The sequence below is a fragment of the Sphingobium sp. WTD-1 genome (genome assembly GCF_030128825.1).
In the GTDB taxonomy this organism is placed as follows: Bacteria; Pseudomonadota; Alphaproteobacteria; order Sphingomonadales; family Sphingomonadaceae; genus Sphingobium.
In genome coordinates this window covers 3,133,563-3,155,616 of the sequence record NZ_CP119127.1, presented here as the reverse complement: position 1 = coordinate 3,155,616, position 22,054 = coordinate 3,133,563, and the positions used below count along the sequence as shown (strand labels likewise).

Annotated in this window: 20 protein-coding genes and 1 tRNA gene; 16 read left to right on the top strand and 5 right to left on the bottom strand. The window is 63.6% G+C overall.

Annotated elements, in window-relative coordinates; all coding sequences use genetic code 11:
* The first annotated feature begins 4 nt into the window (after positions 1-4).
* The 6 genes from N6H05_RS15795 to N6H05_RS15770 all read left to right on the top strand — a co-directional run bounded on the left by N6H05_RS15795 (position 5) and on the right by N6H05_RS15770 (position 6,781).
* Complete coding sequence (locus N6H05_RS15795; protein ID WP_284110453.1) at positions 5-418, top strand: ectoine synthase; 414 nt, start codon at positions 5-7, stop codon at positions 416-418.
* A gap of 178 nt (positions 419-596) precedes the next feature.
* Positions 597-1,517: an ectoine hydroxylase gene (gene thpD / locus N6H05_RS15790; protein WP_284110451.1), complete on the top strand. Its 921-nt coding sequence runs from the start codon at positions 597-599 to the stop codon at positions 1,515-1,517.
* On the top strand, positions 1,514-2,956 hold the full coding sequence (locus N6H05_RS15785) for an aspartate kinase (RefSeq protein WP_284110449.1): 1,443 nt from the start codon (positions 1,514-1,516) through the stop codon (positions 2,954-2,956). Before thpD ends, N6H05_RS15785 begins: the two co-directional genes overlap by 4 nt.
* Before the next feature lie 20 nt (positions 2,957-2,976).
* The gene (locus tag N6H05_RS15780) at positions 2,977-4,212 is read left to right on the top strand and encodes an MFS transporter (protein WP_284110447.1); all 1,236 of its coding nucleotides are present in this window, start codon (positions 2,977-2,979) and stop codon (positions 4,210-4,212) included.
* Entirely contained in the window at positions 4,209-5,543 is a 1,335-nt protein-coding gene (locus N6H05_RS15775) for an MFS transporter (protein ID WP_284110446.1), read from the top strand. The genes N6H05_RS15780 and N6H05_RS15775 overlap by 4 nt, the downstream gene beginning before the upstream one ends.
* Positions 5,540-6,781: a mechanosensitive ion channel family protein gene (locus N6H05_RS15770; protein ID WP_284110445.1), complete on the top strand. Its 1,242-nt coding sequence runs from the start codon at positions 5,540-5,542 to the stop codon at positions 6,779-6,781. The genes N6H05_RS15775 and N6H05_RS15770 overlap by 4 nt, the downstream gene beginning before the upstream one ends.
* Before the next feature lie 384 nt (positions 6,782-7,165).
* On the opposite strand, the gene N6H05_RS15765 is transcribed toward N6H05_RS15770, so the two are convergent.
* Together N6H05_RS15765 and N6H05_RS15760 are read right to left on the bottom strand one after the other, a co-directional pair.
* The gene (locus N6H05_RS15765) at positions 7,166-7,708 is read right to left on the bottom strand and encodes an integrase arm-type DNA-binding domain-containing protein (RefSeq protein WP_284110443.1); all 543 of its coding nucleotides are present in this window, start codon (positions 7,706-7,708) and stop codon (positions 7,166-7,168) included.
* Positions 7,681-7,770, bottom strand: a tRNA-Ser gene (locus N6H05_RS15760). Before N6H05_RS15760 ends, N6H05_RS15765 begins: the two co-directional genes overlap by 28 nt.
* A 135-nt stretch (positions 7,771-7,905) precedes the next feature.
* Here N6H05_RS15760 and N6H05_RS15755 point away from each other — a divergent pair.
* The 10 genes from N6H05_RS15755 to N6H05_RS15710 are packed head-to-tail and all read left to right on the top strand — an operon-like array spanning position 7,906 to position 17,879.
* On the top strand, positions 7,906-8,958 hold the full coding sequence (locus tag N6H05_RS15755; RefSeq protein WP_284110441.1) for a lytic murein transglycosylase: 1,053 nt from the start codon (positions 7,906-7,908) through the stop codon (positions 8,956-8,958).
* Positions 8,942-9,928 (top strand): septal ring lytic transglycosylase RlpA family protein, encoded by a 987-nt coding sequence (locus N6H05_RS15750; RefSeq protein ID WP_284110439.1) that lies wholly within the window; start codon positions 8,942-8,944, stop codon positions 9,926-9,928. The genes N6H05_RS15755 and N6H05_RS15750 overlap by 17 nt, the downstream gene beginning before the upstream one ends.
* 47 nt (positions 9,929-9,975) lie before the next feature.
* Positions 9,976-11,139: a D-alanyl-D-alanine carboxypeptidase family protein gene (locus N6H05_RS15745; protein WP_004207133.1), complete on the top strand. Its 1,164-nt coding sequence runs from the start codon at positions 9,976-9,978 to the stop codon at positions 11,137-11,139.
* Positions 11,136-11,762: a dTMP kinase gene (gene tmk, locus N6H05_RS15740; protein WP_284110437.1), complete on the top strand. Its 627-nt coding sequence runs from the start codon at positions 11,136-11,138 to the stop codon at positions 11,760-11,762. The genes N6H05_RS15745 and tmk overlap by 4 nt, the downstream gene beginning before the upstream one ends.
* On the top strand, positions 11,759-12,730 hold the full coding sequence (locus N6H05_RS15735) for a DNA polymerase III delta subunit-related protein (protein WP_284110436.1): 972 nt from the start codon (positions 11,759-11,761) through the stop codon (positions 12,728-12,730). Before tmk ends, N6H05_RS15735 begins: the two co-directional genes overlap by 4 nt.
* A gap of 43 nt (positions 12,731-12,773) precedes the next feature.
* Complete coding sequence (metG, locus tag N6H05_RS15730) at positions 12,774-14,342, top strand: methionine--tRNA ligase (protein WP_284110434.1); 1,569 nt, start codon at positions 12,774-12,776, stop codon at positions 14,340-14,342.
* A gap of 3 nt (positions 14,343-14,345) precedes the next feature.
* The gene (locus N6H05_RS15725; RefSeq protein ID WP_284110433.1) at positions 14,346-15,134 is read left to right on the top strand and encodes a TatD family hydrolase; all 789 of its coding nucleotides are present in this window, start codon (positions 14,346-14,348) and stop codon (positions 15,132-15,134) included.
* Complete coding sequence (locus N6H05_RS15720; RefSeq protein ID WP_284110432.1) at positions 15,131-15,919, top strand: MBL fold metallo-hydrolase; 789 nt, start codon at positions 15,131-15,133, stop codon at positions 15,917-15,919. Before N6H05_RS15725 ends, N6H05_RS15720 begins: the two co-directional genes overlap by 4 nt.
* Entirely contained in the window at positions 15,919-16,578 is a 660-nt protein-coding gene (locus tag N6H05_RS15715) for a retropepsin-like aspartic protease family protein (protein ID WP_284110430.1), read from the top strand. Before N6H05_RS15720 ends, N6H05_RS15715 begins: the two co-directional genes overlap by 1 nt.
* A complete protein-coding gene (locus N6H05_RS15710; RefSeq protein WP_284110428.1) occupies positions 16,575-17,879 on the top strand; it encodes an MFS transporter in 1,305 nt (434 codons plus the stop codon). The genes N6H05_RS15715 and N6H05_RS15710 overlap by 4 nt, the downstream gene beginning before the upstream one ends.
* A 220-nt stretch (positions 17,880-18,099) precedes the next feature.
* On the opposite strand, the gene N6H05_RS15705 is transcribed toward N6H05_RS15710, so the two are convergent.
* From N6H05_RS15705 to N6H05_RS15695, 3 genes are read right to left on the bottom strand one after another with little or no spacing between them, the layout of a single operon-like run.
* Positions 18,100-18,570, bottom strand: coding sequence for a hypothetical protein (locus N6H05_RS15705; protein ID WP_022674670.1), 471 nt, complete (start codon positions 18,568-18,570; stop codon positions 18,100-18,102).
* Positions 18,567-20,696 (bottom strand): tyrosine-type recombinase/integrase, encoded by a 2,130-nt coding sequence (locus tag N6H05_RS15700; protein WP_022674669.1) that lies wholly within the window; start codon positions 20,694-20,696, stop codon positions 18,567-18,569. The genes N6H05_RS15705 and N6H05_RS15700 overlap by 4 nt, the downstream gene beginning before the upstream one ends.
* Complete coding sequence (locus N6H05_RS15695; RefSeq protein WP_284110425.1) at positions 20,687-21,901, bottom strand: tyrosine-type recombinase/integrase; 1,215 nt, start codon at positions 21,899-21,901, stop codon at positions 20,687-20,689. Before N6H05_RS15695 ends, N6H05_RS15700 begins: the two co-directional genes overlap by 10 nt.
* Positions 21,902-22,054: the final 153 nt, after the last annotated feature.

Here is a 22,054-nt window from a genome sequence, read left to right as displayed (position 1 = left end):
AGACATGATCGTTCGCAAGCTTCAGGACATCCGCAAGTCCGACCACAATGTGAAGTCCAAGGGCTGGGAAAGCGCCCGCCTTCTGCTGAAGGACGACAATATGGGCTTTTCCTTCCACGTGACCACCATGTACGCGGGCGAGGAACTGCACATGCACTACCAGAACCATCTGGAGGCGGTGCTGGTGCTCAAGGGCACGGGCACGATCGAAGATCTGGGCACCGGCATCACCCATCAACTGGCGCCCGGCGTCATGTATGCGCTCAATGCCCATGACCAGCATATCGTGCGGCCGGAAACCGACATATTGTGCGCCTGCACCTTCAATCCGCCGGTCACCGGCAAGGAAGTGCATGACGAGAATGGCGCCTATCCCGCTGATATCAGCGCCGCGCGCGAGCCTGCGCTGGCCGACTGATGCGTGACGCTCCAGCATTTTCAAAGCAGATGGTCACATCTGCTGACTCGGAAAATGCGGACAACAACGAAAATTGGAGCTTGATCCGATTCAGTATGAACGGATCAAGCTCTGGCTTGGGGGCTGCCCGAGCCTGCCACGCCCAAATCATTCCTAGACTGAAAAAAGGGGGAGTCCCATGAAAGACCTCTACCCGTCCCGCCATGCCGACATGGCGGAATTCCTGCCGCGCCACGATCCGGTCGTCCATGCCGACTGGAGCGCCGACGCGCCGATCAGCCGCGACCAGGCCGATGCCTTCGACCGCGACGGCTATCTGGTGCTGGAGGACATTTTCTCCGACGCGGAAGTCGCCTTCCTCCAGCACGAGGCCCGCAAGCTGCTGGCCGATCCCGATGCGCTGGAAGCCGAAACGGTGATCACCGAACCGGGCGGCAAGGAAGTTCGTTCCATCTTCCGCATCCATGCCCAGAGCCGGGTGATCGAGCGGCTGGCGGCGGACAGCCGCCTGGCCGGCGTGGCCCGCTTCCTGCTGGGTGACGATGTCTATGTCCACCAGTCGCGGCTCAACTATAAGCCCGGTTTCCAGGGCAAGGAATTCTACTGGCACAGCGATTTCGAGACCTGGCATGTGGAGGATGGCATGCCGCGCATGCGCGCGCTGTCCATGTCGGTGCTGCTGGCGGAAAACACGCCGCATAACGGCCCGCTGATGCTGATCCCCGGATCGCATCGCCAATATCTGACCTGCGTCGGCGAGACGCCCGAGGACCATTATCGCCAGTCGCTCAAGCGCCAGGAATATGGCGTTCCCGACGAGGACAGCCTGGCCGAACTGGCGCATCATCATGGCATCGTCGCGCCGACCGGCAAGCCCGGATCGGTGGTGGTCTTCGACTGCAACATCATGCACGGGTCGAACGGCAACATCACGCCGTTCCCGCGCGCCAATGCCTTCCTGGTCTATAATGCGGTGTCGAACCGGCTGGAGGCGCCCTTTGGCGTCGATCGGCCACGTCCCGCCTTCATCGCTGCGCGCGGCGAACCGCAGATGATCGCACCCGTCACCGGGCCGCTGATGAAGGAGGCGCTGGCATGAGCAGCCTGCATAGCGTCGAGAAGATCGGCGGAACCTCCATGGCCGCGACCGCGACATTGTTCGACAATGTGCTGATCGCCGGCCGCAAGGGCGCGGACCTCTATCATCGCATCTTCGTCGTGTCGGCCTATGCCGGCATGACCGACCTGCTGCTGGAGCACAAGAAAAGCGGCGAACCGGGTGTCTATGCCCGTTTCGTGGCGGACGAGGATGCGGACGGCTGGCGCCAGGCGATGGAGGCGGTACGCCGCGCCATGCGGGAGCGCAATGCGACGATGTTCGTCCGCGCCGACCGGCTGGCGGAGGCCAATGCCTTTGTCGACATGCGGATCGATGCGGTCGCCGCCTGTCTTGACGATCTGGCGCGGCTGCGCAGCCATGGCCGCTTCTGCGTCAAGGAACAACTGGTGACGGTGCGCGAACTGCTGGCGGGTCTCGGCGAAGCGCATAGCGCGCATTCGACTGCGCTGCTGCTGCGCGACCGGGGCGTCAATGCGCAGTTTGTCGACCTGACCCTGTGGGACCAGCAGGACATGCGCGAGCTGGACGACCGGATCGGCCAGGCGTTTGCGCCGATCGACCTTTCCACCACCCTGCCGATCGTCACCGGCTATGCCGGATGCAGCGAGGGCATGGTGCGCCTTTATGCCCGTGGCTATTCGGAAATGACCTTTTCGCGCATCGCCGTGCTGACCAAGGCGCGCGAGGCGATCATCCACAAGGAGTTCCACCTGTCGAGCGCCGACCCGCGCCTGGTGGGCACGGACAAGGCGCGCAAGATCGGCCGGACCAATTATGACGTGGCGGACCAGCTTGCCAATCTGGGTATGGAGGCGATCCATCCCGGCGCCGGCCGGGGGCTGCGCCAGACCGACATTCCGCTGCGGGTGCGCAACACCTTCGACCGGGAAGATGGCGGGACGCTGATCTGCGGTGCCTATGTCTCCGACACGCCGCGCGTCGAGATCGTCACCGGCGTGCGCCAAGCGCAGGCGCTAATGTTCTCCGAGCAGGATATGGTCGGCGTGAAAGGCTATGACGCGGCGATATTGGACGCGCTGGCCCGCCATGGCGCCTGGATCGTCAGCAAGGCGTCGAACGCCAATACCATCACCCATTATCTGTCCGCCGATGCGGCGACGGTGAAGCGGGTGATCGCGGATTTGCAGGCGCGCTATCCCGACGCTGCCATATCGGCCCAGCCGGTGGCGATCGTGTCGGTCATCGGCAGCGACATCGCGCGGCCAGGGCTGGTGCCCGACGCCCTGCAGGCGCTGGCCGATGCCCATGTGCCGATCGTTGCGATGCAGCACCAGATCCGCAATGTCGACGTGCAGTTCATCGTCGATGTCGATCATTATGAGACCGCCGTGGGCGCGCTGCACCGTGCTCTGGTGGAGGACGGGGCGGAACCGGCGGAGGATCGGCGCGCGGCCTGATCCGCACCTAGCCATCCCCCATGTTCGCCGCGATCCACCCCGTCCGCAGCCTGCTGCTCGCCATCTTCATGCTGATGGCGGGCAGCGGCTTCCTGTCCACGCTGATCGGCCTGCGGCTGGAGCGGGCAGGGGCAGGCACGATGGCGATCGGTGCGGTCGCCACCGCCTATTTCGCCGGACTTGTGGTCGGCGCGTTGCGCGCCGGGGCGATCGTGCGACAGGTCGGCCATATCCGCGGCTTCGCCGCCTTCGTCTCGCTGCTGTCGGCCAGCACGCTGGCCTATGCACTGGTCCAATATCCGCTCTTCTGGGCCTGCCTGCGCCTGATCGACGGCATCTGCGTCGCGGGCGTGTTCATCTGTCTGGAAAGCTGGCTCAACGATCGGGCGGAGGCGGAAACGCGCGGGAGCGTGCTCGCAGCCTATATGGTTGCCCTCTATTTGGGGCAGGCGGTCGGGCAATTGCTGCTGGGCGCCAGCGGTGCGTTGCCGGCGGTGCCGTTCCAGATCGCCTCCATCCTCATTTCCCTGGCCATCATCCCGCTCTGCCTGACGCGCAGCAGCGCCCCCGCGCCGGTCGATGCCCAGGCCTTCACCATCCGCGCCCTTTATGCCGCGTCACCGCTTGGCACGGTCGGGTCGGTCGCGACCGGCCTGATGCTGGGCGCCTTCTATGGCATGGCGGCGGTGCATGTGCGCCGGCTTGGGCTGGATCTTGGCGCGACCGCCAGCTTCATGATGATCGTCATCCTGGGCGGCGTCGCGCTGCAATGGCCGCTGGGGCGCCTGTCGGACCGGCTCGACCGGCGGCGGGTGATCGTGGGCTGCTTTGCCGCGACGCTGGCTGTCTGCACGGTGCTGGCGATGCTGGTGTCGGGCGGCCCGCTGCTGCTGGCGCTTGGCGCCCTGTTCGGCGGCCTCAGTTTCGCCCTCTATCCGCTCTGCGTCGCCCACTGCAACGATCGGCTGCTGGCGACCGAGCGGGTCGCGGCGAGCGGGCGGCTGGTGCTGCTCTATTCGGTTGGCGCGGCGATCGGTCCGCTCGGCGCCGCCCTGCTGATGAGCCTGGCGCCGACGAGCGGCCTCTTTCTCTTCATTGCCCTGTGTGCCGGCGCGACGCTGGCCTTCGGCCTCTGGCGCCAGACGGCGACCCCGCCCGTGCCGGTGCCCGAACAGCAGGACTTCCAGATCGTGCCGCGGACCACGCCGGTGGCCTCGCTGCTCGATCCCAATACCGTAGACGGACTGACCGAATGACCGCTTCCGCCGTTCCTGCCACCGCTGCTGCCCCGGTACAGGCCGATAAGGCCACCTTGCGCCGGGCCATCGCCGCGTCGGCGCTGGGCAATGCCACCGAATGGTTCGACTATGGCATCTATGCCTATGGCGTGACCTATATTTCCGCTGCGCTTTTTCCCGGCGAGGTGGACGATGCCGTGCTGTTCGCACTGGCGACCTTTGCCATTTCCTTCCTCGTCCGGCCATTGGGTGGCCTGTTCTGGGGGCCGCTGGGTGACCGGCTGGGGCGCAAGTCGGTGCTGGCGCTGACCATCTTGCTGATGTCGGGCGCGACGCTGGCCGTAGGCCTCATCCCCGCCTATGCGCAGATTGGCTGGGCTGCGCCCGCGCTGCTCATCCTGCTGCGCATGGTTCAGGGCTTTTCGACCGGCGGCGAATATGGCGGGGCCGCGACCTTCATGGCCGAATATGCGCCCGACGCCCGACGCGGCTTTTACGGCAGCTTCCTGGAGTTCGGCACGCTCGCCGGTTTCTCCTTCGGTGCGGCACTGATGCTGGGCTTTTCGCTGCTGCTCGGAGACGCGGTCATGCATGCCTGGGGCTGGCGCATTCCCTTCCTGGTGGCCGCGCCGATGGGCCTCATCGGCATGTATCTGCGGTCGAGGATGGAGGACACGCCGGTCTTTCGCGAGCAGGCGGCCGAAGGCAGCGGATCGCCGTCCCTTTCCCGGCTCCTGCGCGATCATAAGCGGCCGATGCTGGTTGTGGGCGGGCTGGTCGTGGCGCTCAACGTCGTCAACTATACGCTGCTCAGCTACATGCCGACCTATTTGCAGCGCCGCATCGGCCTGTCCCCGGACGAGGCGCTGGTCGTGCCGATCATCGGCATGCTCTTCATGATGCTCTTCCTGCCGATCGCCGGCCATATGTCCGATCGGATCGGGCGCCGTCCGATGTGGCGGCTGTCGCTGATCGGCCTGCTGGTCGCGGTAGTGCCGCTCTACATGCTGATGGCGACGGGCCTTGCCGGCGCGACCATCGGCTTTGTCCTGCTCGGCCTGCTCTATGTACCGCAACTGGCGACGATTTCGGCGACCTTCCCGGCGCTGTTCCCCACCGCCGCGCGCTTCGCCGGTTTCGCGATTGCCTATAATCTGTCGACATCGCTGTTCGGCGGCACGGCGCCGGCGATCGGCAGCGCGCTGATCGGCGCGACCGGCAATGAACTCATGCCCGCCTTCTACATGATGGCGGCCTGCATCATCGGCCTGATTGCGCTGCGCTTCATGCCGGAAACGGCAGGCCGCTCGCTCCATGACGATCCTTTCGAAGGGGAGCGTGCCGCATGATCAGCCAGCTCTATATCGCGTCCGACAGCCTCCAGATACTGACCCGCGGCTATGTCGAGAATGCGTGGTTGCAGGCCGGGACGGGATTGCTGCTGCTTGGCGCATTCGCCTGGGCGGCCAACTGGGTGGCCAAGCGTATCGTCCTGACCCTGTTGCTGCGGCTGATCGATCAACTGCCGTTCCGGGTCGAGGCCGCGCATATCGGTGCCGTCGTCGCGCGCCTGTCCAACATCGTGCCGGCGCTCATCATCCAGTCGGGCGCGGCCGCCGTCCCGCATCTGCCGGCCAGGCTCGCCGGCTTCATCGCCAGCCTGTGCGCCGCCTTCATCATCCTGACGCTGGCCATCGCCTTGAGCGGCCTGCTGACCCTCGGCAACGACCTGTACCAGCGCCGCCCCGATGCCGCGAACCGGCCGATCAAGGGCTATGTGCAGGTGGCCAAGCTGCTGGTCTATGGCGCGGCGTGCATCCTGATGATCGCGGCGCTGATGGACCAGTCGCCCCTGCTTCTGCTGTCGGGGCTGGGGGCGATGGCGGCCGTGCTGATGCTGGTGTTCAAGGACACGATCCTGTCGCTGGTCGCATCCGTCCAGATCGGCTCCAACGACATGATCCGGGTGGGCGACTGGATCGAGATGCCGCAGCTCGACGCCAATGGCGACGTGATCGACATCGCGCTGCACACGGTGAAGGTCCAGAATTTCGATCGCACCATCACCACCATCCCGACGCACAGGCTGATCAGCGAGAGTTTCCGCAACTGGCGCGGGATGCAGGAATCGGGCGGCCGCCGGATCATGCGGGCGCTGGTGATCGACCAGAACAGCGTCGGCTTTCTCGATGAGGCAGGGCTGGAGGCGGTTGCGCGCTTCGGCCTGCTCCGGACCTATCTGCACGACAAGCGGGATGATCTGTCGCGCTGGAATGTGGACCATGCGGCGGACAACAGGCTGGACAGCCGACGGCTGACCAATATCGGCACCTTTCGCGCCTATGTGCTGGCCTATCTGCGCGCGCATCCCAATATCCGCCCCGACCAGACTCTGCTGGTGCGCCAGTTGGCGCCCAGCGAACATGGACTGCCGCTGGAAATCTACGCCTTCGCCAACACCATCATCTGGGCCGAATATGAAGATATACAGGCCGACATTTTCGACCATCTGATCGCGATCCTGCCCGAATTCGGGCTGCGCCTGTTCCAGCGGCCCGCGGGAAGCGATCTGGGGTCGTCCAAGTGATCGAACCCGATGAATTCTTCTGTCACTTTCTATTGCCACGCAGCGATAATTAAATCGGTCCGGCGGTCTTTATGAGAAGTTGAAGCGGCATCGAAAAGCGGACGGGCTGCAATTGGAGGGCAAATTTCGGGTTTAGTGTCTCGAATGGGGCGGATATGATCAAGGGAAAGAAACCTCATCCAATGATCTTAAGACTGCATGCCGCTGGCGGAACTGTTCGAGATTGGTGCGGCGACCGATTAGTACAACGCACACCGTTGGATAGGGACTGCTTGTTTCCGCACCCTGATCGAGCACCGGGCCATGGTTGCTGAAACCGTAATGGGCATGATGTGCGACAGCGTTGATCAGACCGGTGATCTCATGAACCCGCAAATCACCGATTTATGAGAACACGTAGGCTTCGAGGGTCTGATGCCACTGCCTAGCATGCTTTTCATGCCGCCATGTCTTGCTGTGGGCAGCGATCACCTTGGCTGCAGCCTGCCGAAATGTCGGAATGCCCTCAGCCTTGCAGCGTTCAAATATCGGATCCAGGCCAAGTTCTACCCAAGCGCGAATCTCGCATGCACGCTCACGCGCTGTCGCCAATGAAACTTTCGAGGCGCGTCCCGGGCAAAAGTCACGGCGATGGCCATTTTTTTCTATACTCGGCACATCCAGTTCTTCCGACCACCAGGCTGAACAATGAAAAACAGCCCATCGCCATCGCCGGGCCATCCAGGTCGTTTTGCTGCCTTTACAGCGGTAGCGGAAAGCTTTCCCATGCTCCCAAATTTCCCACATTACCAATCGGTCACTTGTGGACGAGCAGGGATAGCCGTGGACACGAATCACGTTCAAACCCTTGAAAAAGTTTGGCTTTTGCGATTTGATACGGATTCGAAAGGACAGGATGGTGGCGGAAGCGGTGGGATTCGAACCCACGGTGAGCTTGCACCCACGGCGGTTTTCAAGACCGCTGCCTTAAACCACTCGGCCACACTTCCGTTGCGACGCTTCCTAGCGAAGCCGGCGAACAAGCCAAGGGCAAAAATGACAATATTGAGGGGAATGGTCGCCCATTCGCGACTTCGTATCGGATAGGGGTTTCGCCGGTTGCCCTGGCTGTGCCACAAAAGGCCATGGCAGATTCTCGGTTCAATTCGCTGGCCATTGCGCTGATGATGGGTTTTTCGACGGTTGTGGCAGGATTGGCTGCGCCGCAGGTCGCGATCGCGCAGGATGATGGAGATTTTCGCGCCTATCTGGAATCGCTGCGGCCCAAGGCACGGGCCATGGGCATTCGCGATGCGACGCTGGACGCCGTCTTTCCCACCCTGACGATCAACCCGCGCGTCGTGGCGCTTGACCAGAGCCAGCCGGGCGGCGGCGCCTATTCGCCCATTCCCAATTTCGAGCCCTATCGGGTCAAGCATGTCGATGCCGCGCGGATCAGCCGTGGGCGGGCGGTCTATTCCGCAAATCGCGCGCGGCTGGCCCGGATCGAGGCGGAAACCGGCGTGCCGGAGGAAATCATGGTCGCCATCTTCGGCCATGAGACCAATTATGGCTCCTATACCGGTGATTTCGATCTGATCCGGTCGCTTGCAACCTTGGCGCATGAAGGGCGCCGCCGCACCTTGTTCGAGCCGGAATTGCTGGCGACGCTCAAAATGCTGAACGACGGCGTGCCGCGCAGCCGCTTGGTCGGCAGTTGGGCCGGGGCAACCGGCTATCCGCAATTCCTGCCCTCGGTCTATCTCAAGCTGGCCAAGGATGGCGACGGCGATGGCCGGGCGGACATCTGGACCAGCCAGGCGGATGCCCTCGCCTCGATCGCCAATTATTTCGTCGCGGCCGGGTGGCGGCGGGGCCAGCCCTGGGGCGTGGCCGTCAGCGTGCCGTCGAGCTTCAACCGCAGCGCAGTGGCGGCGCGCACCACCGCGCCGCGCTGCCCGCGGGTATTCAACCGCCACAGTCGCTGGCTGACCATGGCCGAATGGCGCAAGCTGGGCCTGTTCCCGGCCAGCGGCATCTGGCCGGCGGACAATGTCCTGGCAACCCTGCTGGAGCCGGATGGGCCGGGCAAGACCGCCTATCTGCTGACCAGCAATTATCGCGCGATCCTGGATTATAATTGCTCCAATTTCTACGCTCTTTCCGTGGGGTTGCTGGCCGATGCGGTCAAGCAATAGGAACTGGCTCACGCTGGGCGGCGCGGCGTCTGTGCTAACCTCCTGCGGCAGCGACCGGGCCGTCGCGCCGCCGCTCCCACGCCCCGCGACACCTATAACGGCGCCAGCGGTTGCGGATGAACCGGTCAAGATCGGCGAGCCCTATAATGTGGGTGGCAAGACCTATGTCCCGGCCGACCCGGTCAATTATGACGAGGTCGGCTATGCCAGCTGGTATGGGGAGGAGGCGATTGGCAAGCCGACGGCCAATGGCGAGGATTTCATGCCATCCGCGATCAGCGGCGCGCACAAGACCTTGCCCCTGCCAAGCTATGTCGAGGTGACGGCGCTCAACAGCGGTCGTACCATCCTGGTCCGGCTCAATGACCGTGGCCCGTTCAGCAACGATAAGCTCATCGATCTGTCGCACGGCGCGGCCGAGCAATTGGGCATTACCGGCGATGGCGCGGCGGCCGTTCGCGTCCGCCGGGTCAATCCGCCGGAGCAGGAAAAGGCGCTGCTGCGCGCCTATCACCGCGCGCCCGCGCGGATCGAGACGCCGCAGCCCTTATTGAAGGTGCTGCGCGGGCGTCTGGCGGAAGCCCCTGCAAGCCCGCCGCCGCAGCCCCAGGCAGCACGCCCCGTCGTTCAGACGTTACCGGCCGTGAGCAGCCGCAGTCGTCCCGGCGCCTCCTTCGACACGTCCACGCCGCCCATTCCCAAACCGGCCCCGAAGGCCATGGCACCGGCAAAACCAGCACCGGCAAAACCGGTATCGGGTGGCTATGTGGTTCAGGTTGCTGCGCTTTCCTCGCAGAGCCGGGCGGAAGCGCTGGCCAGGCAGATCGGCGCACATGCGGTCGCGGCCGGTCCGGTCTGGCGGGTGCGCTATGGTCCTTACCCCTCGCAGGCGGCGGCGCAGGCCGGCGTGAAGGCGGCGGAAGCGAAGGGCTTTGCGAATGTCCGTGTCATGGCTAATGACGCGCGCTAATCATAGCGATGCGTCCAGCGAATCTATCCAGTCGAAGGCTTGAGTTCATGAAGAAAACCGTTGCCGCCACTCTCTTCGTCGGTCTGCTGGCCCAGCCGCTGGTTGCCGCGGCCCCGCCTTATACGAGCGAGGCGCCGATCGCCTATCTCAAGGATCTTTCCTCGGGCGCTGTCCTCTATGACAAGGGCGGCGAGACCCGGATGCCGCCGGCTTCGATGGCCAAGATGATGACGGCGCATGTCGCCTTCCGCCTGATCCAGAAGGGCGAACTTAAGCTCGATACCAAATTCACGGTCCGTCCGGAAACCTGGCAACAATGGCACGGCCCCAAGGCCGGTTCGACCATGTTCCTGTCGGTGGGTGAGCAGGTGTCGGTCGAAAATCTGCTGCACGGCATCGTCACCCTGTCAGGCAACGACGCCTGCGTCGTGCTGGCCGAGGGCATTGCCGGCACCGAGCAGGCGTTCGTCGCGCTGATGAACGAGGAGGCCAAGCGCATGGGCCTCAAGAACAGCCATTTCGGTACCAGCAACGGCTGGCCTGACGAGGGCGTGACCTATGTCACCGCCGAGGATCTGGCCAAACTCGCCGAAGCCACGATCGTCGAGACGCCGGATCTCTACAAGAAATTCTACGCCACCCGCTCCTTCACCTGGGGCAAGACCATGGGCGGCTCTGACATTGCGCAGGCCAATCGCAATCCGATCCTGGGCAAGATCGCGGGCGCCGACGGCCTCAAGACCGGCCATACCGAGGAAGCCGGTTTCGGCTTCACCGGTTCGGCCGAGCAGGATGGCCGCCGCCTGGTAATGGTGGTCGCCGGCCTGACCAGCTTCAACGGCCGGATTACCGAATCCGTCCGCTTCATGGATTGGGGTTTCCGCGCCTGGAAGGCACAACCGCTGTTCAAGAAGGGGCAGACGGTCGAAACCGCCGCCGTCCAGCTAGGCAGCGCGTCGACCGTGTCGCTGGTCGCACCGCAGAATATGGCCGTCACCATGCCGCGCACCGCATCGGCCAATGTGAAGGTCAAGGTCGTTTATACCGGCCCGATCAAGGCGCCGATCGCCAAGGGCCAGCAGATCGCCCAGCTCATCGTCCAGACCCCGGATACGCCGCCACAGGTGCTGCCGCTGGTCGCTGGTGAAGATGTCGCGGAAGCCGGCATTTTCGGTCGTTTGTGGAATGGTCTGAAGTCCTTCTTCGGGTGATCACAGGCCGTTTCATCACGCTTGAAGGCGGCGAGGGCGCCGGCAAGTCGACCCAGCTTCGTGCGCTCGCGGCGGCGCTGCGGGCGCGCGGGCTTGAAGTCGTCGAAACCCGCGAGCCGGGCGGCAGCGAGGGGGCGGAGGCGATCCGCGCCATGCTGCTGACTGGCGGCGCGGACCGCTGGAATGCCCGCGCCGAAGCTCTGCTGTTCGCCGCCGCGCGCGCCGACCATATCGAAAAGACGATCCGCCCGGCACTGGCCCGTGGCGCCTGGGTTCTGTCCGATCGCTTCCTCGACAGCAGTCGCGCTTATCAGGGGCAGGGTGACCTCACCGACGCCGACATATTGGCGCTGCACCAGATCGGCAGCGCCGGCTTCCTGCCCGATCGCACCTTGTTCCTGACCCTGCCGGAAGCCGAGGCGGAAGCCCGCGCCCATGCCCGTGACGGCGACGTGTCGGACCGGATCGGCGGTCGCGACCGTGCCTTTCATCGGGCCGTGGCCGATGCGTTCGTCCGCTTTGCCGCCGATGAGCCGGCGCGGGTCCGCGCGATCGATGCGTCGGGCGCGGCAGACGATGTCACTGCCCGGCTGCTCGCGGCACTGGACGACCTGCTGTCATGACGTCACTGGTTGGGCATGATGCCCAGGCGCAGACCCTGCTGGCGGCGGCGAGCAGCGGCCGCATGCATCATGGCTGGATCTTGAGCGGCCCGCGCGGCATCGGCAAGGCCAGCTTTGCCCGCGCCATGGCGATGCGCCTGCTGGCGGATGCGGCCGGTCCGAAGATCGAGGACGAGGGGCTCGCCGTTCCCGAAAGCCACCCGATCCGTCGCCTGATCGAGGCGAGCGCCCATCCCGATTATGCCGAGCTGGCGCCGCTGGAGAAGGATGGCGTTACCGCACGCAACATCAGCGTCGACCAGGTGCGCGGCCTGCAGCGGCTGATCCAGTCGGCGCCGTCGCTTTCCTCCCGTCGAATCGTCGTGATCGACAGTGCCGATGATCTGGAGCGCGGCGCAGCCAACGCCCTGCTCAAGACGTTGGAAGAGCCGCCGGCAGACATGATCTTCCTGCTGGTCAGCCATGCGCCGGGCCGGCTGCTGCCAACCATCCGCTCGCGCTGTCGCACGATGCGCTTCGATCCGCTGTCCGACGGGGCCATGGCGACGGTGCTTCGGCGGGAGGATGAAAGCCTGTCTGGGCCGGAACTGGACGCGCTGCTGCGCGCCGGGGAGGGTTCGCCGGGTCGTGCGCTGCGCTATGCGGGCCTCGAGCTTGCGGGCCTCGAAAAATCGCTGCTGGCGATCGCGGCCGACGGCGATCCGGGCAATCGCGAACGCCTGCGCCTGGCTAAGACGTTGGCAGGCAAGGCGGCCAAGCCGCGTTACGAAGCCTTTCTGGAGCGCGCGCCCGCCTTCATTGCACAGGCGGCCCGGACCCGCCATGGCCCGGCACTGGGCAGCGCGCTCGATCATTGGGAAGCAGCCCGGCATCTGGCGGGCGGTGCGGTCATCCTGTCGTTGGACCCGGCCTCGGTCGTTTTCGAGCTGGGCGGGCATGTCGCGGCGCTGGCTGATACGGCGACCTGAAAAGCGGCTTTGCGGCGACGCGAACAGCCGCTAGGGAGGCTGCATGTCGCAGCCTTACACCATCACCACCGCCATCTCCTATCCCAACGGCCGTCCGCATATCGGCCATGCCTATGAGGTGATCGCCACCGACGCGATCGCCCGGTTCCAGCGGATGATGGGCCGCGATGTCTTCTTCCAGACCGGAACCGACGAACATGGGCTGAAGATGGCCCAGACGGCGCGCAACCGGGGTATCGAGCCGCGTGAGCTGGCCGATGAGATGTCCTCCTATTTCAAGCAGATGAACGACAGTCTGAATATCAGCTATGATCGCTTCATCCGCACCAGCGAACCCGATCACCACCGCGCCAGCCAAGCGATCTGGCAGGCGATGGAGGCCAATGGCGACCTGTATCTGGGCCGTTACGAGGGCTGGTATTCGGTCCGCGACGAAGCTTTTTATGACGAGAAGGAAATCACCGAGGGCGAAGGCGGCGTAAAGCTGTCGCCGCAGGGAACGCCGGTGGAATGGACCGTCGAGGAAAGCTGGTTCTTCCGCCTGTCCAAATATCAGGACAAGCTGCTGGAACTCTATAACAGCCAGCCCGACTTCATCCGCCCGGAAAGCCGCCGCAACGAAATCCTGCGTTTCGTCGAGGGCGGCCTGTCCGATCTCAGCATCTCGCGCACCAGCTTCGACTGGGGTGTTCAGGTGCCCGGCGCCGACGGCCATGTCATGTATGTCTGGGTCGACGCGCTGACCAACTATATCACCGGCTGCGGCTATCCCGACGATGCCGAACGGATGGCGCGCTACTGGGCCGAGGGTGGCGACATCACCCATATCATCGGCAAGGATATCGTCCGTTTTCATACGGTTTATTGGCCGGCTTTCCTGATGAGCGCGAAGCTGCCGCTGCCCCGCCAGGTGTTCGGCCATGGCTTCCTGCTGAACCGCGGCGAGAAGATGTCCAAGTCGGTCGGCAATGTCGCTGATCCGATGGAACTGGCCGAACGCTTCGGCGTCGACCAACTGCGCTATTTCCTGCTGTCCGAAGTGACCTTCGGCAATGACGGCAGCTATAGCGCCGAAGCTATCGTCCAGCGCTCCAACAGCGATCTCGGCAATGCGTTCGGCAATCTGGCCCAGCGCACGCTGAGCTTCATCGCCAAAAATCTGGAAGGGCGCCTGCCGGCCATCAATGGCCATGATGCGGCCGATACCGAGCTGTTCGTGTTGATCGACAAGGTCGTGCGCGGCGACATGCCCGCCGCCATGGCCGATCTGGCACCGTCGGTGGCGATCGATGCCTGGCTGCGCGCCGCCTTTGCCTGCAACCAATATATCGACGCGCAGGCGCCCTGGTCGCTGCGCAAGACCGATCCGCAACGGATGGAGACGGTGCTGGCGACGCTCTATATCGCCATCGCCCAGCTGGCGGTCGCGATCCAGCCGGTGATCCCGGCGAGCGCCACAGCGCTGCTCGACCATATGGGCGTGCCGGCGGACAAGCGCAGCTATGGCGCGATCGGCGATCATTGGTACAGCGACCTGGCCGAAAGCGATTTCGTGCTGGCCGCGCCCAAGCCACTCTTCCCGCGCCTGGAACTGACCGAAGCGGACGCCTGACGGATGTTGATCGACAGCCATTGTCACCTCAATTACAAGGGGTTGATCGAGGATCAGCAGAATGTGCTGGAACGCGCCCGCGCGCGCGGCATCGACCTGATGCTCAACATCGCCACCCGCGAAAGCGAGTGGGACGATGTGCTGGGCACGGCGGTGCGCGAGGCGGACGTGTGGGCGACCGTCGGCATCCATCCGCATGAGGCGGACGAGCATCCCCATGTCGACACCGCCAAGCTGGTCGAGCGCGCGGCCCATCCGCGCGTCATCGGCATCGGCGAAACGGGCCTCGATTATTATTACGACCATAGCGATCGCGAGCGGCAGCAGAAGAGCTTCCGCAGCCATATCGCCGCCTGCCGCGAGACCGGCCTGCCGCTGATCGTCCATACCCGCGAGGCGGAAGAGGATACGCTGGCGATCATGCGGGACGAGATGGGGAAGGGGGCCTATAGCGGCGTCATCCACTGTTTCACCGCCAGCGGCGCCTTTGCCGACGCGGCGATGGACCTTGGCTTCTACATCAGCATTTCCGGCATCGTGACCTTCAAGAGCGCGAAGGATCTGCAGGAAACGGCCGCGCGCCTGCCGCTCGACCGGTTGCTGGTGGAAACGGACTCGCCCTTCCTCGCCCCGGTGCCCCATCGCGGCAAGCCGTGCGAACCGGCCTTCGTCGCCGACACGGCGCGCTTTCTGGCCGATCTGCGCGGCGAGAGCATCGAGGATTTGGCGGCGGCTACCTCGACCAATTTCCTGCGCCTTTTTGCCAAGATCGAGGGCCGGCCGCAGGCATGAGCCTCAAGCTGACCATCCTTGGCAGCGGCACATCTTCCGGTGTTCCCCGGATCGGCAATGATTGGGGCGCCTGCGACCCCACGGAGCCGCGCAACCGCCGGACCCGCGTCTCGATCCTGGTGGAAAGCGCAACGACCCGGATATTGGTCGACACCTCGCCCGACATGCGGGCCCAGTTGCTGGCCGCCAACGTGATCGGCATCGACGCGATCCTGTGGACCCACGACCATGCCGATCACAGCCATGGCATCGACGACGTTCGCCAGTTGTTCCATCATCGCCGCAGCCCAATCCCCGGCTATGCCCGTGCCCAGACGATGCGCCTGCTCCAGGCCCGCTTTGGCTATGCCTTTGCGGGGAAGGGGGGCTATCCCCCGATCATCATCCCGCAGGATCTGCCCGATGGGCTACGGATCGGCGATATCGACATTGCCTGCACCGACATGCCCCATGGCGACATTTATTCGACTGGATTTCGCTTCAGCCATGATGATAGTCATATCGGATATGCAACGGATTTTCATGAAATAACGCCGGATATGCTAGCGCTGTTCGATGATCTCGACATTTGGGTGGTCGATGCACTGCGCGCGCAACCACATCCCACCCATGCCCATCTGGAGATGACATTGGCGGGGATCGCGGCAACCCGGCCCGGTCGCGCGATCCTGACCCATATGGACCAGAGCATGGACTATGCGACCCTGTGCGACACGCTCCCCAAAGGGGTGGAGCCAGGCTATGATGGGCTGGTCATCGACCTCAACGACGGAGCACCCCGCTGATGGACGGCACGGATCAGGCGATGTCCAGCATCTGGTATCTGCTCGCCCTGGTCTTGGTCGGCTCCGCCCTGATCGGCCGCCGCATCGCGCTGGGCAGTTTCGTAAGGATGGCGCTACTCTGGGTGCTGATCTTCGGCGCCCTGCTCGGCCTCTTCACCTTTGCCCAGAAGGCGGGACTGATGCCGGCAAAATTTGCAGCGGAGGAGGGGGCCTTGCTCCAGCCGCAGAACAGTGCCGAGCCCATATCGCAGCCCTCGCCACCGCCGGCCCCACCGCCGATCCAGTCCGATGGGCAGGTGGTGCGCATTCCGGTCGCGCCGGATGGCCATTATTGGGTCGAGGGCATGGTCAATGGCATGTCCGCGCGCTTCCTGATCGACAGTGGCGCGACCATCACCGCCCTTTCGGAAAATACCGCCCGCGCCACGGGCCTCAATATCGACATGAATGCGCCCCCGATCCCGCTCAACACCGCCAATGGCAAGATCGACGCGCGCCGCGCCAGCATCTCGACGCTGACGGTCGGGCCGCTGCGCGCCAGTGAGGTCGAAGTTGTCGTCTCGCCGGCGCTGGGCGACGTCAATGTCATCGGCATGAATATGCTGTCCCGCCTCAAAAGCTGGAGCGTTGAAAATGGTGAAATGGTGCTGACACCATGACGTCACATGAGGGGCAGGGTGTCGCACCCGACAAACAGGCCCGGCTCAAGGCGATCATCGGCGGTTCCACAGGCAATCTGGTCGAATGGTATGACTGGTATGCCTACGCCGCCTTCACCCTCTATTTTGCACCGCATTTCTTCCCGAGCGAAGATCGCACCGCCCAGTTGCTGAGCGCGGCCGGCATCTTTGCCGTGGGCTTCCTGATGCGCCCGATCGGCGCCTGGCTGATGGGCGTTTATGCCGATCGCCATGGTCGCAAGAGCGGGCTTACCCTGTCGGTGTCGCTGATGTGCGCGGGGTCGTTGTTGATCGCGGTGACGCCGGGTTATGAGGTGATCGGCGTCGGCGCGCCGCTGTTGCTCGTCCTTGCCCGGCTGATGCAGGGACTGTCGATCGGCGGCGAATATGGCGCCAGCGCAACCTATCTCACCGAAATGGCCGGGAAGGACCGGCGCGGATTCTATTCCAGCTTCCAATATGTGACGCTGATCGCCGGGCAGTTGGTGGCAATCTGCGTCCTGCTACTGCTCCAGTCGATCCTGACCGAGGCACAGCTTGACGCCTGGGGCTGGCGCATTCCCTTCGCCATTGGCGGCGCGCTGGCGGTGATCGTCTTCTGGCTGCGGCGCGGCCTTGCGGAAACGCAAAGCTATGAAGTGGCGAAAGCCGAAGGCGCGCCCAAGTCCGGCTTCATCGAACTTATCACCAACCATCCGCGTGAGACGCTGACGGTGATGCTGCTGACCGCCGGCGGCACGATCGCCTTCTATGCCTATTCCATCTACATGCAGAAGTTCCTCGTCAACACGGCCGGCTTCGGCCGCGAAACAGCGTCGGAAATCAATGGGATAACATTGTTTATTTTCATGTTGTTGCAGCCTTTGGCCGGCGCCTTGTCCGACCGGATCGGGCGCAAGCCGCTGATGATCGGCTTCGGCATCATGGGCGTGCTCTGCACCTATCCGATCTTCGCCACGCTGGCGGTGACGCGTGATCCGCTGGTCGCTGGACTGCTGGTGATGGCGGGCCTTGTGATCGTCACCGGCTACACCTCGATCAACGCCGTGGTGAAGGCCGAGTTGTTTCCGGCACATATCCGCGCATTGGGCGTGGCGCTGCCTTATGCGCTCGCCAATACCTTGTTCGGCGGCACGGCCGAGTTCGTCGCGCTCTGGTTCAAACAGTCCGGGATGGAATCCGCTTTCTATATTTATGTCAGCGTCATGATCGCGATCTCGCTGACAGTCTATGTCCGCATGCGCGACACCAAGGCCCATAGCCGCATTCTGGAAGACTGAAATGGATGAGGAGGAAGACCTCCCCTCGATCCCGGCTATGATTTAACATATATCAACACCACGTCATGTCTTGTGGTGTAGTTTCAATGGCTTGATGGCATTATGCCTGTCCATTGTGTTTCGCTAATTATTTGGACGATCAAGGGAGTTGGAAGTGCAAGACGCCGTAGGCGGCTCACTTCCTACTCGATTGATCGTAACCCGATGGGAGCGGAACGGTTCAGTCTTCGGCGGACGGCAGCGGTTCGGGGGACTGTCCAGGGGACACGCGCGTCAGGACAGCTGTGTAGAGCTGACGCCAGTGTTCGGCTTTGCCGCGCTCACGTTCCGCCGTTCGGTCCGCCTTGGCCTTTTCGGCACGGGCATCCCGCAGTTCGGTCTCAAGCCGCTCGATCTTGTTGCGGAGCGCCGCTTCGATGTGCCGGTATTCCTCGGGCGTTCGCAGCGGGACCTTCTTGCCGTCGATGACCTCGGTTTCTGCACGGGTCTCGACGCGTTCCTCGCCGATTTCATCGGCGAAGTTATTGTAGAGGTACTGACGGCTGACCTTGGCCTCACGAGCCACCGAGACGAACGTCACAGCCTGCCTGGTCTCGCGCAGTTGCATGATTGCGTCCTCGACCGCGGCGCGCTTTTCAGCGCTACGACGGCTGCGGGCATCGTTGAGAGTGGCGATCCGTAGATCAGTCATTGCGTCGCTTCCTCCCGAGCAGCGCTCGGCCTGTAGCGCTGCTTTTGACCTTTGTAGAGACCGTGCTCCTCGATGGAACGGATGATGGTGTCAGTGTTGTGGACGGCATCCTTGTTGCGTTGCAGCCGCTTGCGCGTGATGTCGGCCATGCGGGCCTGACCGCCTTCCTCGTAATCCCGCGCTTCCTGTTCGAGGCCTTCGATCGCGACGTAAAGTCCGGCGCGCTCGCAGCGGAAGTGCTCGAGGTCGTCGCCATCGGCGCGGAAGAACCGGCAGGTCAGGCAGGCATGGGCGTGCTCGCACCATTCGCCAAGCTGGCCGGGCAGCGTACAGGCGCCGCCACTGACCCGCGTCGCCAGCATGGTTTCCTTGCGCAGCAGGAGATCGCCGACGGCCTCGTCGACCTTGCCCGCGATCGTGAAGAACTGGCCGCCACCTTTCCGCAGCAAGGCGTTCTTCTTGAGGTCGAGACGCTTGTTGACGTACATCGACGCCATATCGGGCGAGGCATGGCCCAGTTCGAACATGATGCTGAGGATGTCATGGCCTTCGGCCGCCATCTGCGTCCCGCGATGGTGGCGCAGTGGATGCCACGAGAAGTCGAACGGCTTGCCCTCGCCATCGACGATTCCATGCCTGAGGCACAGCATCTTGAGTTCCTGCAAGGTCCAGTTGTAGCCGAGGAACGACTCCCGTTTGCCGGAGAAGACCGGGAACAGGTATTTGGTGACGCGCCCGTAACGCTGCCGGACATGATCCCGCTGCGCCTCGATCAGCTTGATCATCGCCTGGTGCGCAGGATCGGTGACCAGCAAGGGCTTGGTATTCCAGCGGCTGACCTTGTTCTGCCAGAACGTGAACAGCATGAAGCGCGTGTCGTGCGGATCGGGCCGCAGGCAGTCGAAGAGCAGGGCATGCAGGTCTTCGGCCCGCGCCCCGGTCGTGACGCCGATCATGAAGATTACCGGGATAGGGGCGGGCAGTTCGTCGAGCCTGGCCACCATGGCCGCCAGGGCTTCCGGCGGGGCGGCCCGGTTGGCACCCTCGCGTGATGCGTAAAGCCGGTTCCGCGGGTCGTCCGGTGCCTGCTTGTAACGGATGCGCCGTGCGGCGCGCTTGTCGAGTGCGATCCGCGGCCATTGGCCTGGCAGCAGGACCGGAGCCGCGCGCAGGAGTTGCACGATGTCGGTGTACCAGTTCTTGCCTGCGGCATTTCGCGCGTTTCCCCATGCGAGGTAACGCTCCATCGTCAGTTCAGTGACTCGCCCGGGCTCGGCGATGCCCTCGCCGTGCAGGAACTGCCCGAAGGTTCGCAAGCGCGATTGCATTCCCACAAGGGTCGCCGGCGCAAGTTCGCCATGTGCGACCTTGTCGAGCAGGAAGCCGCGCATCAACGGGCGCAGCCAAGGCTCGAAGCACAGGAAGTTCAGATAAGTGTCGCTTCGGCGTTGCCGGTCGCGGAAGCGCGTGTCCTCCTCGCTGTAAAGATCGTTGATCCAGATGATGTCGCGGTCATGCATCGGCGCCATCTGCGCCCGATTGATGATCGAGAAGCGATGGATATCACCGAACAGCTGCACTTCCGGTGATCGATACTGGGTGGTGACGATCTCGCCGTCCCGGATCCATTGGCGGGTCTGGCTTTGCCTCCGCCGCCCGTACTGTTCGCCGTACCATGTGGCGTAGAGTTCGAGGACGGCATCGTTGTGGCATTTCGTCTTCGCAGTATCGCCATCTGACGCGCCGAAGCCCGGGTGGGGGATGTCCGCCAGACAGCCCGCTCCAAAATGCTGAAGCAGGCTTGCGCCTTCCTCGACGAGATATCGGATCACCGGGATCCGGCGCTGGAACCATTGGGTGTCGGCCTTGCGATCATCGAGCACCGATGCCGCGAGGTAGGCCTTGATCTCGTTGGTCAGCACCGGAACCGCAGCGCTGAGCGGCAGACTTGCGTATGTCTGGCTCAGCCAGGAATGGCCGAACACCTCGTTCATTATGGCGTCTGACCAGACAGGATTCTCAACGAGAAGGGGGGATAGTCCCCCGAGCCGAGCTTCGAGCCAGTTGCTGTAGCGATCGGTATCATGCGGTGTGCCGCCGACGAGCGCCAGCGGCGTCATGCCCATCGCATATCCCTTCTAAGAAGCTCTGCCTCGCGAAGTTTCTCAAGCCTTTCATGCACCTCGTCGGGACCTGTGAGGTAAAGCCTGCGGATTTCCGAGGCGAACAGGTGCTGGTAGAACGCGGCCGTTGTCTGCGGGCTGGCATGTCCGAGGCGATCGGCCACTTCGAGCAGGCTGTATCCCGCCGCGATCGCTTCGGATGCATGGCTGTGGCGGAACATGTGCCAGCTGAAGTCGATATGCGTGCGCTGCTCGAGCAGGCCCGCGAGCTTTTGGGCATAGGACAGGCTCATGGCGTGCCCGATCATGCCGACTTTCACATTGGCGAAGACGTACTCCGCTCCGGACTCGAAGGCCGGGAGATATTCGTCGCTGGTGAGGTAGTCGACGTACATGTTGAGCACGTAGTCGTGGACCGGCACACCGCGCGTCCGGCCGGATTTGGCGCGGGCGCCATTGGCATTGTCTTCGCGCGGAACGACCCAGACGACCTTTTCAGCGAGGTCGATGTCGACATGGCGCAGACCCAGCGCTTCGCCGATCCTGAGACCGGTATTGTAGAGCAGCACGATCAGGAACGCGTCGCGCGCGAGACCGCACGCCTCGATCAGCCGCAGGACCTCGCTTGGCGTCAGGCGCTTCTTGAGCACCTGCTGCTGTACACGGCCGGGATCGCCCGACAGATAGCGGTCCTTGCGCCGCGTCGTGCGACGCTGGCTGATATGCTCGAGGAACGGCTTGTAGATCCGGTGCCCGTCATAGACCTTGCTGACCTCAGCCGTATCGACCGCGAAGTCGTCGGTGCCGTTATAGAAGCGGTAGAACGATTTGATCGCCAGCTGGATCTGGTTGCGCGTCGATGGCGCCAGAACCCGCGTTTCCTGCTTTCGCAGCAGGATCAGCCGCGGGCTCGGCAAGGCATCCTTTCGCCGGGCAAGCCGCCAGGCAAGGAAGCCGTCGTAGAGCGCAACCGTGGCTTCATGGATGCCGGCGCCGTTGGCGCCGAGGAAGTTCGCGAAGTCGACGACATGGCGAACATACGCGCGGATCGTGTTCGGAGACGCGTGCGTCTGCTCGAGATGGACGATCCAATGACGTAGGCACTCGACGACGTCGCCGTGATCATCCAATACCGTCCACGACCGGCGGCCGCCGGGCATTTCGATACGCGCTGCCTGCCAGGGCGTCGTGGCGAACGAAGTGGACACGGTCGCTGATACTGTTGAAAGACCGCCGTGACTGCAAGCCTTTCCCCATCACACTGGACACAGTTTACATGGACAGTTGCGGTATCGCTATTAACATAATATATATTATCGAACTTAAATCGATCAGGCCGGACTGGCTATCCCCCGGCCGAA